A 13137-nucleotide genomic window follows, 5' to 3' on the forward strand; every position below is an offset into this window, starting at 1 on the left:
ACTTAATGTTGAGGACCGCATCATGAAAAAGACACTCGCTGCTCTGCTGGTTGCCGCCGTATCGTTCAGCGCAATCAGCCTCCCATCGGCTCCGGCCCAGGCAGGCGGCTATTATTCCTATGACGATGATAGCTGGTCCGGCGATCGTTACTACCGTGATCGTTACGACGATGATTATCGCGACCGGGACTACTATCGTGACCGCGATTACCGTTCTGATCGCCGCCACAAAAACCGCGATACAGCAATCATCGCCGGTGTTGCAGGTCTCGCGCTCGGTGCCGTGATTGTCGGATCGCTTGCCAAGCAGAACCAGAACCGCGCACCGGTTTATAATCGTCCGTTAAACCGTGACCGGCTGATCTACAATCCGAATTACTAAGGCCAAAAGAAAAGGCGCGGCAGCTTCCACAGCTCGCCGCGCCTTTTTCATTTCGGAGCAGTATCGACCTAAGCTTCGATATCCACATCCTTGGTTTCCTTGCCGATCACCAATGCAATCAGCGTCAGAACAGCCATTGCCGAGAGATAGACGCCGACCCAGAACGGGCTACCGCCGCCAAGCTTCCACAGGGCAATAGCGATAAAGGGGGCAACCGCGGCACCGAGAATGGACGAGACGTTGTAGGAAATACCCGATCCCGTATAGCGCATGCTCACCGGGAACAGCTCCGGAAGCAATGCGCCCATCGGGCCAAATGTCATTCCCATCAGGGCAAAGCCCAATATCAGCCAAGCCATGACGCCAGCTGAACCCAGCGACAGCATCGGCACCCACAAAAGGCCGAACACGGCAATCGTAAGGGTCACCCAGATCAGTGTTTTGCGGCGGCCCCAGCGGTCGGCCCATGGACCGGAGGCCATGGTGAAAATGCCGAAGAACACCACACCGACAATCATCATCAGAACAAACGTCGTATAGTCATAACCAAGACCGGCAATTGGTCCTGTTGTTGCTGCGCGGCCATAGCTGAGCGAGAACGTCGTCATCAAATAAAACAGCACATAGGTGGCAAGCATGTAGAAAGTGCCAAGCACAAGCTGCTTCCAGTGTGACTGGAAGACGGAAACCAGCGGGACCTTCTTGATCTCGCCTTTGCTCACTGTTTTCTCGAAGGCTGCGCTTTCAACCAGATTAAGCCGCACCCATAGGCCGACAATCACCATGACAGCCGAGAACAGAAACGGAATGCGCCAACCCCAATCGAGAAACGCGAGGGATGGCCGTGATGGATCATCCGATGGCAGGATTGCCGCGATGAGCAGGAACAGGCCGTTGGCGATAATGAAACCTATGGGAGCGCCAAGTTGTGGAAAGGTGCCGAAGATGGCGCGTTTTCCAGCGGGTGCATTCTCCGTGGCCACCAGTGCGGCACCGCTCCATTCGCCACCCAATGCGAAACCTTGCGCCAGACGCAGGACAACCAGCATGGCAGGTGCAAACCAGCCAACACTGGCAAAAGTCGGCAAAACGCCGATGAGGAATGTGGCAATACCCATGGTCAACAGGGCGCCGACCAGCGTGATTTTCCGTCCGCGCTTGTCACCAAGATGGCCGAAGAAGATCGCGCCAAGCGGGCGCGCCACCATGGCCGCGCCAAAGATGGCAAAGGACGACAGGAGAGCCGTGGTCTCATTGCCTGGGGGGAAAAACAGATGCGGGAAAACGAGAACGGCAGCGGTTGCATAGACGTAGAAGTCGTAGAACTCGATGGTGGTGCCAATCAGGCTGGCCAGAATAACGCGGGAACGCGAATTGGCAGGTGCCTTTACAGACAGCTGCGCTGTGGATACGGACATTGAATTTACTCCCTGACGGCCGAGGCAGCTGCCCCAACGCGAATGTCGGCAGATCACATCATTCGAAAGAAGTGGATCGTGAAAGAATAGGTGGGCGCGTTGACGAGTATACCCGGCGCGCGGTCAGTTCAAGCGATATCAGTCACGGCTGGGTGAGACAGAGATTTCGTGCTGCTTGTCAGGTGAAGCCGAGTTGGATTAACTTTGAGCAAATAACACTCATTTTATTTGCTTGAGGTACAGATCATGTCGACCCGATCAGCGGTTGAATTTGCGGCCTTTGTTGCCAAGAATGGCCCCGGACCGATGAGGGTGATGCAGTCGCAATGGCGCACTGACCGCACTCTCATCGAGATGGCGAAAATCGTCATGATGAAAAGCGGCGGCAGGGCCGAAGAATATATCAACCACTATATGGACGGGACCGGAACGCCCAAATATTTTATGGCCAGCCAATTGTTGAATGAAGATTCAGGTGTTTCTCGTGGCTTCATCAACGCAATCAACAGCGAGACAAAAAAATCCCCAATGAAGCCAGGTCAAAAAGGCCGCTATTGGGTAAAGCAGGCGTATTACACCAACAAAGACTGGTGGATGGCCCTTGGCTCATTTCCGCTCGACTGGGTGTATATGGGAGAGCGCCAGAGCAACGGAACGTCTATGCTGGAACTGACCATATCCGGCAAAAATGAATATAAATGGCATCCGGACGAAGATCGCGAAACGAAACTGGTTCATCAGGCCGCCGACCGGTTGCGTCACCCGCAAACCAATGTGCTGGATATTCTTCAACCGACCCAACCTGCCGCTAATTTCTGGATGTATGCAACGCCTTGCACATATCTTGTGCCCTATTCCGGCGCCTATGCCTAATTAGAACCCGAGAGCGATAACTCCTCCCGGTGCTTGATGGCATTTGGGGGAAACACGGCAGGCTTCAGCGTTTAAAGCGGCAAGAGGGAACCAACAGTTCTCTCTTGCCCAATACCTCAAATCCGGAAGCGCCGATCAGACCATGCCGAGCGCGTTCATATAAAGCTCGAGGATCGCTTCTTCTTCCTTGCGCTCATTGGCATCTTTCTTGCGCAGGCGAACGATCGTGCGGATGATCTTGGTGTCATAGCCGCGCCCCTTGGCCTCAGCCATGACTTCCTTGATGTCGTCCTGAAGGGTGGTCTTTTCTTCCTCAAGGCGCTCAATGCGCTCAATGAACTGCCGCAATTCCGCAGCCGCAACACCTTCGACACCACCCTGTGGCGCTACATCATCCATGCTCATATTCTGCTCCGTAAAAATTGATTGTGCGACTCGGAAGCGCCGCCTCTGGGGTTCCGATGCCCGACCCGCCTAGGATGAGTCAAGACACATCAAGTTTCATCGCAAGATAGTTGTGTTTGATTCATCATTCCGGGGGGCTTGCGCTGCCCATGGTGTGGTTCGCGGTTGTGTGGCGATTGGCTCGTGGTTCGTGGTTCGACAAGCTCACCATGAGGCCCTTCGACAGGCTCAGGATGAGGGGAGCTTTATTCTGCAATCTTTACGATTAGCGTTACATCCACACTCTCCCTCATGGTGAGCTTGTCGAACCACGAACCAATCGCCACGCAACCACCACCCACACCCTCAATGGGAAGGCTTGTTCACTTCAAATGCAGCTTTTTGCGCATCGCTGGCCTCGCGCTGATGTTTGGCCTGCCATTCGGCATAGGGTTCGCCATAGATGATCTCGCGGGATTCATCCTTTGAAATGGCAATACCCGCCCCGTCAGCGGCTTCCCGATACCAGTTGGAGAGGCAGTTGCGGCAAAAACCGGCCAGATTCATCAGGTCGATATTCTGAACGTCGCTGCGTTCGCGCAGATGCTCCACCAGACGCCGGAACGCCGCCGCCTCAAGGGCAATACGCTGTTCTTCCGTAAGATCGTTCATGTTCAAACTTCCTCCAGTGGGCCAGTTCGCGAACCATATTGCCTGACAACATGCATATCGGGATCAGCATTGATGGCTTCAAGGATCGGTGCCAGACGATCGGCCCATTCGCTGATGCCAGTCTCATCGGCGATCAAATCCTGCCGCACCTCGATCAAGGCATGGGCGAGGCCCGGCACGATACAATGTTTGAACATCGTGTCATTGCGCAGTGCCCCGTCATAGGGCTCGTTATCCCCGACCACCAGTTGTGGATCAGCCTCCAAAGCCTTGATGAGCGGCAGAACCGCGCGCGGATCGCTGTCCCAGAGAATACCCGCATGCCATGGCCTTGGCGTTGTCTTCCAGAACGCAGTGAATGAATGGATGGAGATGACCAGCGGTGCCTTGCCGCTTACCTTGGCAACCGCATCGATCCTATCCGCGACCGCATTATGATAGGGGCGATAGAAATCATTCACGCGTTTTTGATGTTCGGCTTCCGGTATTGGATTGTTTCCCGGAATAATCGCGCCATCGGACAGGCGCATGATCAGCGTTGGATCGTCCTCTCCCCGGTTTGGATCGATCAGCAAACGGGAAAAGCCGCCAAGCACCGCCGGAACATCCAGCATAACAGCCAGTTTCCAAGTCAAAAGCTCGACACCGATATCATAGGCAATATGCCGTTCAAACTGCTGTGGTGGCAGTCCAAGCGAGCCATATTCCTCGGGCAAATCGCGGCGGGCATGATCAGCCAGCAGCACCAGACCTCTGGCCTCGTTGCCATTGACAAGATGGAAAGGGGAAAACGGCATAGGAACGTTCTCTTGCGCGATTATTCGGGAGATTTTTTTGTGTTTCACGCCCTGACTGCGAATGCAACCACCAATCTTTTGTCGCAGTGGTCAAGGAACTGCACGTTAGGCCGATTAGCGCGTTGACAATGCACGTGAAACTGCGGAAAAGGAGTCTAAGACGGACGGAGGCAATATTGCGCAGGGGCATCATTTTCCGCGCTGACCAGCATCAGCGGACGCGATTGAGCAGCTTTCTAGCGGCTTTTTTATTCATTTTCGTAGCAGGCAGTGTCTTTGCGCCGGAGAAAGCCCATGCCGATTTTCGCGTGTGCAACACCACACAAAATCTCGTCGGCGTCGCGCTTGGTTATCGGGCGAAGACGGGCTGGATCACGGAAGGCTGGTGGCACGTCAATGCGTCCTCCTGCACCACACTGGTCGTTGGCCCACTGACGTCGCGCTATTACTATCTCTATGCCGAGGACGCTCAGAGCGGCGGCCGCTGGGATGGCAAGGTGAATATGTGCGTGGCAGAAAACCAGTTCAAGATTACCGGTATCAATGATTGTTTTGCGCGCGGGTTCCAGCGCGCGGGATTTCAGGAGTATGATACCGGGGAACAATCAAGCTGGATGGTCCAGCTTACGGAAGAAACTCCTCCCTCAGCTCCAATTGTAACGGATACCCCTCCTCGATGAGACGTCGCCGTAAGGTCAAAATCCTCGCCACTCTGGGTCCCGCTTCTTCAGACGAAGCGATGATTCGCAAACTGTTTGAAGCCGGTGCCGACGTGTTCCGCATCAATATGAGCCATGCCAGCCATGAACTCATGCGCGAACTTGTCCGCCGCCTGCGCAACGTCGAAAAGGAAGTGGGCCGGCCAATCGGCATTCTGGCCGACTTGCAGGGACCGAAACTGCGCGTCGGCAAATTCACCGAAGGTAAGGTTGACCTCGTTCCGGGACAGATTTTCACGCTCGACAACAACGAGGCGCTGGGTGACAACACCCGCGTATTCCTGCCACATCCGGAAATTCTGGAAGCTGTCGAAGCCGGGCACCGTCTGCTTGTTGATGATGGCAAGCTCGCTCTGGTCGCGGAAGCTTCGGACGGAAAGTCCATTACCTGCCGCGTGGTATCAGGCACCAAGATCTCAGACAAGAAGGGCGTCAGCCTGCCCGATACAACGCTCGGCGTCAGCGCGCTGACGGAAAAGGATCGCCGCGATCTTGATGCCGTCCTGCAGGAAGAAGTCGACTGGGTGGCCCTGTCCTTTATTCAGCGGCCGGAGGATCTTGCCGAAGTACGCAAGATCTCGCGCGGCCGCGTTGCATTGCTCTCGAAGATTGAGAAGCCGCAAGCCGTTACCCGTCTTGCGGAAATCATCGAGCTTTCCGATGCGCTGATGGTGGCGCGCGGCGATCTCGGTGTTGAAATGCCACTGGAATCCGTTCCCGGCATTCAGAAGCAGATCATTCGCGCCTGCCGCAGGGCTGGCAAGCCTGTTGTCGTTGCCACGCAGATGCTGGAATCGATGATTACTGCAGCGGTACCGACACGCGCCGAAGTTTCCGACGTGGCAACTGCCGTGTTCGAAGGCGCTGACGCTGTCATGCTTTCCGCAGAATCCGCAGCGGGTGATTATCCTGTGGAAGCCGTATCGACCATGGCGCGCATTGCCGAAGAGGTTGAACGCGATCCCAACTATCCCGGCATCATTCACGCCCAGCGCCCCGAACCAAATGCAACAGGCGCCGACGCCATTTCGCTGGCAGCCCGCCAGATCGCCGAAACGCTCAACCTGTCCGCCATCGTCACCTATACGGCGTCAGGCACCACAGGGCTACGTGCAGCGCGTGAACGGCCCTTGCTGCCGATCATCGCCCTGTCGCCGGTTGTCGAGACAGCGCGCAAGCTCTCGCTCGTCTGGGGCCTGCACTGCGTTGTGACCGAAGATGCGACTGATCTTGACGACATGGTCGATCGTGCCTGCCACATCGCCTATCAGGAAGAGTTCGGCAATCCGGGCGACCGCATCATCATTTCAGCTGGTGTGCCGCTGCGCACCCCAGGCTCAACCAATATGCTGCGTATCGCCTATATCGGTTCGGACGGTCTGACCGGTATCTAAGATTACTGTTCGGGTTGGTGGTGTATCATCGCCAGCCCGATACAGTTTTTCAAACGAATTTCCTGCTTATACAGCTGAGAAAAACTAGGTGCGCTGACCCGCCAGATCGTCAGCCAGTTCGCCCGCCTGCTTCTGTGCCTCGCGCATCATAGGGTAAACGCTCAGAACCTGCTCAAAAGCGTGCAGGGCAGCTTCCTTCTTCCCCGTATCCTTCAAAATAGCAGCCAGTCCGGCCAGAGCGCCAAAATGGCGTGGCTCCAGCGACAGCGTCTTCTGGATATCGGCCATGGACCGCCCATAATCATTCATCAGGAAATTGACCGTGGCGCGCCGGTTCCAGCCTTCAGCAAAGTCCGGCTTCATCACCGTGACCTGATCGAGGAAATCCAGCGCAACCGAATATTTCTTTTCGGCCATGGCACCAGCGGCCCATTGCATCATCAGATCAATGCTTGCACTGCCGGAGTTCTGCCATTGGGTCTGGATCTGCTCGGCAATGCGGGTGGCCTTCATCTCGTTGCGTTCTCGCTTCAAGGCGGAAAACAATTCATTGAGGCGATCAGCGCGCTTTTCCGCCAGAGTTTTGTCCGGCAGGGATACGGCCTGTGGCGCAGCCGCAGAGGGGAGTGTTTGCGGCGAAGCCGCGGGAGTGCGCGTTTGCGGCGAAGCCGCTGGAACATCTGTCCCGGATTTATCCTGCGCCAGCGCAGCCGCTGACGGCATCACAAGAAAACAACTAACCAGAATAGCAAAAACGTTCCGCATGATCAGGATCGTAATCCGTATCAGCGAAACGTCAAATGCAAATAACCGTGAAACGGTAAATCAGCCCTGGCGCGCTTTGAAACGCGGAGCAGTCTTGTTGATGATGTAGATGCGGCCCTTGCGGCGCACCAGCTGATTGTCACGATGACGGCCTTTAAGAGCCTTAAGCGAATTCTTGATCTTCATTTCAGCACCGGTATCTTTACGCCCGAAACCGGGCACCAATAATAAAGCGCGCCTCATAAGCGCGCCGGAAACACGTTGCGGGGAAATAGCCAAGGAATGCCCCGATTGTCAACTCCCGACTCATGATTCATATGGCGATTCATGGGTCAGGAGCATATTTATTTGCTGTTACAGCCGCTTTGTGATGCGTGTGACGTGGCCCATCTTGCGGCCCGGACGCGCTTCAGCCTTGCCATAGAGATGAACCACAGCTCCGCTTTCGGCAAGAATCGCCGGTAATTTCTCCACATCATCACCGATGAGATTTTCCATCACGCAATCGGAATGACGCCGCGTATCACCAAGCGGCAGCCCGGCAACTGCGCGGATATGCTGCTCGAATTGCGAGACCGCACAGGCGGCTTCGGTCCAGTGGCCGGAATTATGCACACGCGGCGCAAATTCATTGGCCAGCAGCGTTCCATTGGCCAGCACGAAGAATTCCATGCCGAGAACACCAACATAATTGAGCGCCTCCAGCAGCTTGCGCGCCGAATCGGCAGCGGTTCCCGCTATCGTTGATGAAACGGAAACAGGCACCGTTGAGGTCGCCAGAATACCGTCCTTATGCACATTCTCCGCAATGTCATAAATGCGGATATTGCCCGCCTCGTCACGCGCCGCGATCACGGAAATCTCGCGGGTAAAATCGACAAGACCTTCCAGAATGGATGGAACACTGCCGACAGCAGCAAAAGCGTTCTTGGCGCTTTCGCCCTTCGCGCCGGAGAATTTGACCTGCCCCTTGCCGTCATAGCCAAAACGGCGGGTCTTGAGGATGCCCTTGCCCTCAAAGGCCAGAAGCGCCGCTTTGAGATCACCTTCATTCTCGACAATGCGCCATGGCGCTGTCTGGATACCCGCCGCGTTGAGAAAGCGCTTCTCGGTTACACGATCCTGCGAGACTTTCAGCGCTTCCGGTGGCGGAAATACCGGCTTGCTCTCATTCAGCGTTTCAGCCGAATCAACGGGCACGTTCTCGAACTCATAAGTGATGACATCACTCAGATCAGCCAGACGTTCCAGTGCGTTGGGATCATCATAGGCAGCCACAATCTGCTCATTGGCAACCTGCGCTGCCGGGCAATCCGCCTGAGGCTCCAGAATAACCGTGCGATAGCCCAGACGGGCCGCAGCCATGGCGAGCATACGGCCAAGCTGTCCACCGCCGATAATGCCGATAGTCGATCCTGCTGCAATCATCTTATGCCTCGTCAGACGGCCGTTCGGCGACCTTTGCACTCTGCGCCGTGCGCCAGTCATCAAGCCTCTTTGCCAGCGCGGCGTCGTTCAGCGCGAGAACCGCAGCCGCCAAAAGCGCGGCATTGACAGCGCCTGCCCTGCCAATTGCCAAAGTGCCGACAGGAATGCCAGCTGGCATCTGAACGATGGAAAGAAGCGAGTCCTGTCCGGAAAGGGCTTTTGATTCCACCGGCACACCGAAAACCGGCAGCGGTGTCATGGAAGCAGCCATACCAGGAAGATGGGCAGCGCCGCCTGCTCCGGCAATCACAACCTTGAAACCTGCATCGCGTGCACCCTTGGCAAAGGTAACAAGCCGGTCTGGCGTGCGGTGGGCGGAAACAATGCGGTCGTCGTGAGAAATGCCGAGTGCATCAAGTGTCTCGGCAGCGTGGCGCATGGTCGCCCAATCGGACTGGCTACCCATGATGATTGCGACGTCAGCGCGTTTATCGGCCATTGAACATCCTCTGATCAGCGGAGTGTGCAGGAATTAGAGCAAAAGCGGAGGCGCCGCAAGTTATGCACGGCCCGCTTGTCTCAAGCTGTGGAATATTAGGCGATAATGTCCGGAATGATCTTGTCTTCAAGCTCGATGAGCTTGTCCTTGATGATCAGCTTCTTCTTTTTCATTCTCTGAACTCGAAGCTGGTCGCAACCAACCTGGATCATCGCTTGTATGGCGGCATCAAAATCCAGATGCTCCTGTTTCAATCGTGCGACTGCCAATCGAATGTCAGCCTGATCCTGGTCGGACATGCAGTGATTCCCGGTATTTTGTTATAGAAGAATCCAATGTCTGGTCCGGCGTTCGAGAATACCGGATCAGGACGTGGCCATATCATATTTTACATGACAAGAAAATCCTACGAAACAAATTCGACAATTGCTTAAAGTGGTGGCAGAGTGTCACGGCTCTGTCATAATCTCGCCTTTTGGCAAGCAGAGCATGGACGAGTAGGAAACCAACCAAGGGAGAAGCCGGATGGCCATTGAGTCTCATCTTGAAACGCTTGAACGTAAGCATGGTGCACTCGAGAAGGAAATCTCCGAAGCGCAGGCCAGCCCTGCCACTGACGATCTGAAAATTACCGATATGAAACGTCGTAAGCTCATGCTGAAAGAGCAAATCGAAAAACTGAGATTGACCGCCACACGTCACTGACCGCCTTTGGCTGACGTTAAAAAGAATTCCAGCCGGTTGCCGGAGAGGCAGCTGTGCAGGCACTAAAATCAAAACCCGGTCGCGAGACCGGGTTTTTTATTTGCCCTGTATACGAATTCATTCGCTCCAGAACTGATCCAGCCACAAATTCAGGTGAACGAAGCCACTATCATCGACCGCATAGATCCGGCGCGTGCCTTCGGATTTAACCTTGACCAGCCGTGCGTCGAGCAGCGCCTTGAGATGCTGGGAAACAGCGGGGCGTGAGATGGGCAAACCAACCGCAAGTTCATTGACTGTCTTGGGCCCGCGCCGCAACTCTTCCAGCAGGTAGCGGCGGTTTGGATCAGAAATGGCTGCAAATGCATCTGTTTCGACCATACCGAATAGTCGTTTCAAATTGCTATCAATGTCAACGTATTTTGTACAAAAAACGACACCAAAACCTAGTCCGGCTGGGCTTCGGCGCGAGGATCAAGCTTGATACCTTCCGGCGTCGCCCGTTCCGACGGAACGGTCTGGAAATTGTCTCGCATGGCAATCGGCATGGCCGCGCGCATGCGTGAGCGGATGATCGCGTGGGTCATGATCGATACATGCGCCAGCGCCGTGATCGCAAACAGGCCCTCCGGCGCAATATATTCCATGGACCAGGCACCAAGGATCGGGCCGATCATCGTACCGAACCCGTAAAGAAGCAGCAGGCCGCCGGTTACCTTGACGAAATTCTGCGTGTCCGAATAGTCGTTCGCATGGGCCACGGCGACCGGATAAAGCGTATAGGCCAAGCCGCCATAGATGGCGGTCATGAACAGGATGACTGTCGCCTGACGCGAACCGATCAGGAAAATCAGCATACCGACAATGGCAGCGGCACCGGCAACGAAGGCCAGCACGTAACGCCGGTCTGTGCGGTCAGACATACGTCCCACAGGAATCTGCATCAATGCACCACCCATGACCGAGGCGCTCATCATCAGGGCAATCTCGGTCGTTGTAATGCCTGTCGCCGCACCATAGACGGCACCGAGCGTACCGAAGGCACCATTGGCAACGCCGATAAGAATACAGCCGACAAACGCCACCGGCGAATTGCGGTAAAGCGCTCGCAGATCAAGCTGCACTTCGGTCAATGGTTTGGGGCTGCTAGCAGTGGAAATCGCCGTCGGAATGAGGGCCAGACAAAACAGAATACCCGATAGCATGAAGAAAGTGCCGTTGTGCACATCGCCAAAGCCGATCATCATCTGACCTGCGGTGATGGAAGCAAAATTCACCACCATATAAAGACCAAAAATCTGACCGCGATTGGCATTGGTTGCCCGCTCATTCAGCCAGCTTTCGATCACCATGTAAGCGCCGGCCATGGCAAAGCCGGTCAGCGCACGCAGGACAATCCATGCCGTCGGATCAACAAGTATGCCGGTGCTGAGGGCAACAATGGCAGCAATCGAGGCAAAGGCGCTGAATGCCCTGACATGCCCGACCCGGCGCACCAGACGCGGTGCAAGCAGGCAGGCGGTGATAAACCCGCCAGCCCAGGCCGTGCCCAACAGACCGAGCGATGTGGTGGAAAAGCCTTCCGCCCCGCCGCGCAAGGGCAGCAAAAGCCCGTGCAGGCCTGACGCCATAACCAGAAACGACGTGCCACACAAAAGGGCAAAGACCTGTACGAACGAGCGGAACACAGCGATACCCCTATGCTTTGACAGAACCGGTAACACTACCGATACAGATTCGTCTCAGTCAGCAATGCGGAGACATCATGACATCCGCATCATTTACGTTCCGTTTCAGCGAAAAAGTGCTTCGGCCGCCGTCTTGCTATCGCCCTTGCGGGCGCGCTCTTCCTCAAGCCGCGTGATTTCGGCGCGCAGGATGCCAATACGCTCGTCCAGTTCACCCACGGAAAGCAGGGAAAGCTCCTGCCCGATTTCGTGGGCAATCTTGCGTTTCGGTTCCTCATCGAAAAGTGACATAACATCCTCCACTTGTCGCTCTATGCTGAAAGGATACAGTCCCCCCGCTTCGAATTGCAAATCATTCAAGCGAATCAACTGAAGGAGTATTTCATGGCCAGCAAGATTCCGACGACGATGACCGCAATCGAGATTACCCAGCCGGGTGGTCCGCTGGTCCTCAAGCCGGGAAAGCGCGGCGTTCCGGAGGCGGGTCCGAACGAACTTCTGGTTCAGGTACACGCGGCTGGTGTCAACAGGCCAGATATTTTGCAAAGGCAAGGTCATTATCCGCCACCGCCAGGTGCGTCGGATATTCCCGGCCTTGAGATTGCGGGCGAAGTGGTTGCTGTGGGCACTGGCGTTACCCGCTTTCGCATTGGCGACCGCGTGACAGCGCTGGTGGCGGGCGGAGGCTATGCCCAGTATTGCACGGTGCATGAAACCACGGCTCTGCCGATCCCTGCAGGATATGGCTTTATTGAAGCAGCGGCACTGCCCGAGACATTCTTCACGGTCTGGCACAATGTTTTCGAGCGTGGCGGCCTCACGAGCGGCGAGACATTTCTCGTGCATGGCGGCACATCCGGTATTGGCACCACGGCAATCCAGCTTGCCAGCGCCTTTGGAGCCTATGTCATCACGACCGCAGGCTCCGATGACAAATGCGAGGCGTGTCTAAAGCTCGGTGCTGACAGAGCCATCAACTACCGCACCCACGATTTCGTCGATGCGGTGAAACAAGCCACCGGCGGCAAGGGTGTCAACCTGACGCTTGATATGGTCGGTGGAGATTATGTCGAGCGCAATTATGATGCCGCTGCCATGGATGGACGCATTGTGCAGATCGCTCACCTCAATGGTGCAAAGGCCAATGCCGATGTTTCCAAGATAATGGTCAAGCGACTGACCCATACGGGATCAACTTTGCGTACCAGGCCAATCGAGTTCAAGGCGGCAATTGCCCGTGAACTGGAGCTGAAAGTCTGGCCACTACTGGTGGAACGCCGTGTCGCGCCTGTTATCGACATGGTCTACCCGCTGCATGAAGCCTGGCGTGCGCATGAGCGCATGGAAGAGGGCCAGCATGTCGGCAAGATCATGCTTGATGTCGGCTGATGGCAAACAAAAGGCCGCGTACAA

Annotated in this window: 18 protein-coding genes; 6 read left to right on the plus strand and 12 right to left on the minus strand. The window is 55.6% G+C overall.

Going from position 1 to position 13137, the window contains the following annotated elements; translation table 11 throughout:
* Nucleotides 1-22 precede the first annotated feature (22 nt).
* On the plus strand, nucleotides 23-382 hold the full coding sequence (locus AB4Y96_RS02030) for a hypothetical protein (RefSeq protein WP_112523044.1): 360 nt from the start codon (nucleotides 23-25) through the stop codon (nucleotides 380-382).
* 68 nt (nucleotides 383-450) lie between these two features.
* Here AB4Y96_RS02030 and AB4Y96_RS02035 read toward each other — a convergent pair whose 3' ends face one another.
* Nucleotides 451-1800 carry an MFS transporter gene (locus AB4Y96_RS02035; RefSeq protein WP_441915345.1) on the minus strand — a complete coding sequence of 450 codons (1350 nt, stop codon included), beginning with the start codon at nucleotides 1798-1800 and terminating at the stop codon, nucleotides 451-453.
* A gap of 246 nt (nucleotides 1801-2046) precedes the next feature.
* On the opposite strand from AB4Y96_RS02035, the gene AB4Y96_RS02040 reads away from it, so the two are divergent.
* Nucleotides 2047-2673, plus strand: coding sequence for a hypothetical protein (locus AB4Y96_RS02040; protein WP_441915347.1), 627 nt, complete (start codon nucleotides 2047-2049; stop codon nucleotides 2671-2673).
* A 135-nt stretch (nucleotides 2674-2808) separates the two neighbouring features.
* On the opposite strand, the gene AB4Y96_RS02045 is transcribed toward AB4Y96_RS02040, so the two are convergent.
* The 3 genes from AB4Y96_RS02045 to AB4Y96_RS02055 form a co-directional block, all read right to left on the minus strand.
* Nucleotides 2809-3078 (minus strand): DUF2312 domain-containing protein, encoded by a 270-nt coding sequence (locus AB4Y96_RS02045; RefSeq protein ID WP_175540565.1) that lies wholly within the window; start codon nucleotides 3076-3078, stop codon nucleotides 2809-2811.
* A 345-nt stretch (nucleotides 3079-3423) separates the two neighbouring features.
* Nucleotides 3424-3729, minus strand: coding sequence for a DUF1244 domain-containing protein (locus tag AB4Y96_RS02050; RefSeq protein WP_112523041.1), 306 nt, complete (start codon nucleotides 3727-3729; stop codon nucleotides 3424-3426).
* Between the two features lie 2 nt (nucleotides 3730-3731).
* Nucleotides 3732-4526, minus strand: coding sequence for an N-formylglutamate amidohydrolase (locus AB4Y96_RS02055; RefSeq protein ID WP_441915350.1), 795 nt, complete (start codon nucleotides 4524-4526; stop codon nucleotides 3732-3734).
* Between the two features lie 176 nt (nucleotides 4527-4702).
* Here AB4Y96_RS02055 and AB4Y96_RS02060 point away from each other — a divergent pair, with 176 nt between their 5' ends.
* Nucleotides 4703-5206 carry a DUF1036 domain-containing protein gene (locus tag AB4Y96_RS02060; protein ID WP_210275789.1) on the plus strand — a complete coding sequence of 168 codons (504 nt, stop codon included), beginning with the start codon at nucleotides 4703-4705 and terminating at the stop codon, nucleotides 5204-5206.
* The gene (gene pyk / locus AB4Y96_RS02065) at nucleotides 5203-6639 is read left to right on the plus strand and encodes a pyruvate kinase (protein WP_441915352.1); all 1437 of its coding nucleotides are present in this window, start codon (nucleotides 5203-5205) and stop codon (nucleotides 6637-6639) included. The genes AB4Y96_RS02060 and pyk overlap by 4 nt, the downstream gene beginning before the upstream one ends.
* Before the next feature lie 84 nt (nucleotides 6640-6723).
* On the opposite strand, the gene AB4Y96_RS02070 is transcribed toward pyk, so the two are convergent.
* The 5 genes from AB4Y96_RS02070 to AB4Y96_RS02090 all read right to left on the minus strand — a co-directional run bounded on the left by AB4Y96_RS02070 (nucleotide 6724) and on the right by AB4Y96_RS02090 (nucleotide 9630).
* A complete protein-coding gene (locus AB4Y96_RS02070; RefSeq protein ID WP_441915354.1) occupies nucleotides 6724-7404 on the minus strand; it encodes a hypothetical protein in 681 nt (226 codons plus the stop codon).
* Between the two features lie 60 nt (nucleotides 7405-7464).
* Nucleotides 7465-7590, minus strand: coding sequence for a type B 50S ribosomal protein L36 (gene ykgO, locus AB4Y96_RS02075; RefSeq protein ID WP_091880250.1), 126 nt, complete (start codon nucleotides 7588-7590; stop codon nucleotides 7465-7467).
* A gap of 168 nt (nucleotides 7591-7758) precedes the next feature.
* The gene (locus AB4Y96_RS02080) at nucleotides 7759-8832 is read right to left on the minus strand and encodes a 5-(carboxyamino)imidazole ribonucleotide synthase (protein ID WP_441915357.1); all 1074 of its coding nucleotides are present in this window, start codon (nucleotides 8830-8832) and stop codon (nucleotides 7759-7761) included.
* A 1-nt stretch (nucleotide 8833) separates the two neighbouring features.
* Complete coding sequence (purE, locus tag AB4Y96_RS02085) at nucleotides 8834-9331, minus strand: 5-(carboxyamino)imidazole ribonucleotide mutase (protein WP_091879797.1); 498 nt, start codon at nucleotides 9329-9331, stop codon at nucleotides 8834-8836.
* A 95-nt stretch (nucleotides 9332-9426) separates the two neighbouring features.
* Nucleotides 9427-9630, minus strand: a complete 204-nt coding sequence (locus AB4Y96_RS02090; protein ID WP_091879795.1) for a YdcH family protein — start codon at nucleotides 9628-9630, stop codon at nucleotides 9427-9429.
* Between the two features lie 226 nt (nucleotides 9631-9856).
* On the opposite strand from AB4Y96_RS02090, the gene AB4Y96_RS02095 reads away from it, so the two are divergent.
* A complete protein-coding gene (locus AB4Y96_RS02095; protein WP_091879794.1) occupies nucleotides 9857-10036 on the plus strand; it encodes a YdcH family protein in 180 nt (59 codons plus the stop codon).
* A gap of 117 nt (nucleotides 10037-10153) precedes the next feature.
* On the opposite strand, the gene AB4Y96_RS02100 is transcribed toward AB4Y96_RS02095, so the two are convergent.
* The 3 genes from AB4Y96_RS02100 to AB4Y96_RS02110 all read right to left on the minus strand — a co-directional run bounded on the left by AB4Y96_RS02100 (nucleotide 10154) and on the right by AB4Y96_RS02110 (nucleotide 12015).
* On the minus strand, nucleotides 10154-10417 hold the full coding sequence (locus tag AB4Y96_RS02100) for an ArsR/SmtB family transcription factor (RefSeq protein ID WP_091879792.1): 264 nt from the start codon (nucleotides 10415-10417) through the stop codon (nucleotides 10154-10156).
* A 65-nt stretch (nucleotides 10418-10482) separates the two neighbouring features.
* Nucleotides 10483-11724, minus strand: a complete 1242-nt coding sequence (locus AB4Y96_RS02105) for an MFS transporter (protein ID WP_441915360.1) — start codon at nucleotides 11722-11724, stop codon at nucleotides 10483-10485.
* Between the two features lie 105 nt (nucleotides 11725-11829).
* Entirely contained in the window at nucleotides 11830-12015 is a 186-nt protein-coding gene (locus AB4Y96_RS02110; RefSeq protein WP_441915362.1) for a DUF1192 domain-containing protein, read from the minus strand.
* A 93-nt stretch (nucleotides 12016-12108) separates the two neighbouring features.
* On the opposite strand from AB4Y96_RS02110, the gene AB4Y96_RS02115 reads away from it, so the two are divergent.
* Nucleotides 12109-13113, plus strand: coding sequence for an NAD(P)H-quinone oxidoreductase (locus AB4Y96_RS02115; protein WP_441915364.1), 1005 nt, complete (start codon nucleotides 12109-12111; stop codon nucleotides 13111-13113).
* Nucleotides 13114-13137 lie beyond the last annotated feature (24 nt).

It is taken from the genome of Phyllobacterium sp. TAF24, from assembly GCF_052113785.1.
Taxonomy (GTDB): Bacteria; Pseudomonadota; Alphaproteobacteria; order Rhizobiales; family Rhizobiaceae; genus Phyllobacterium.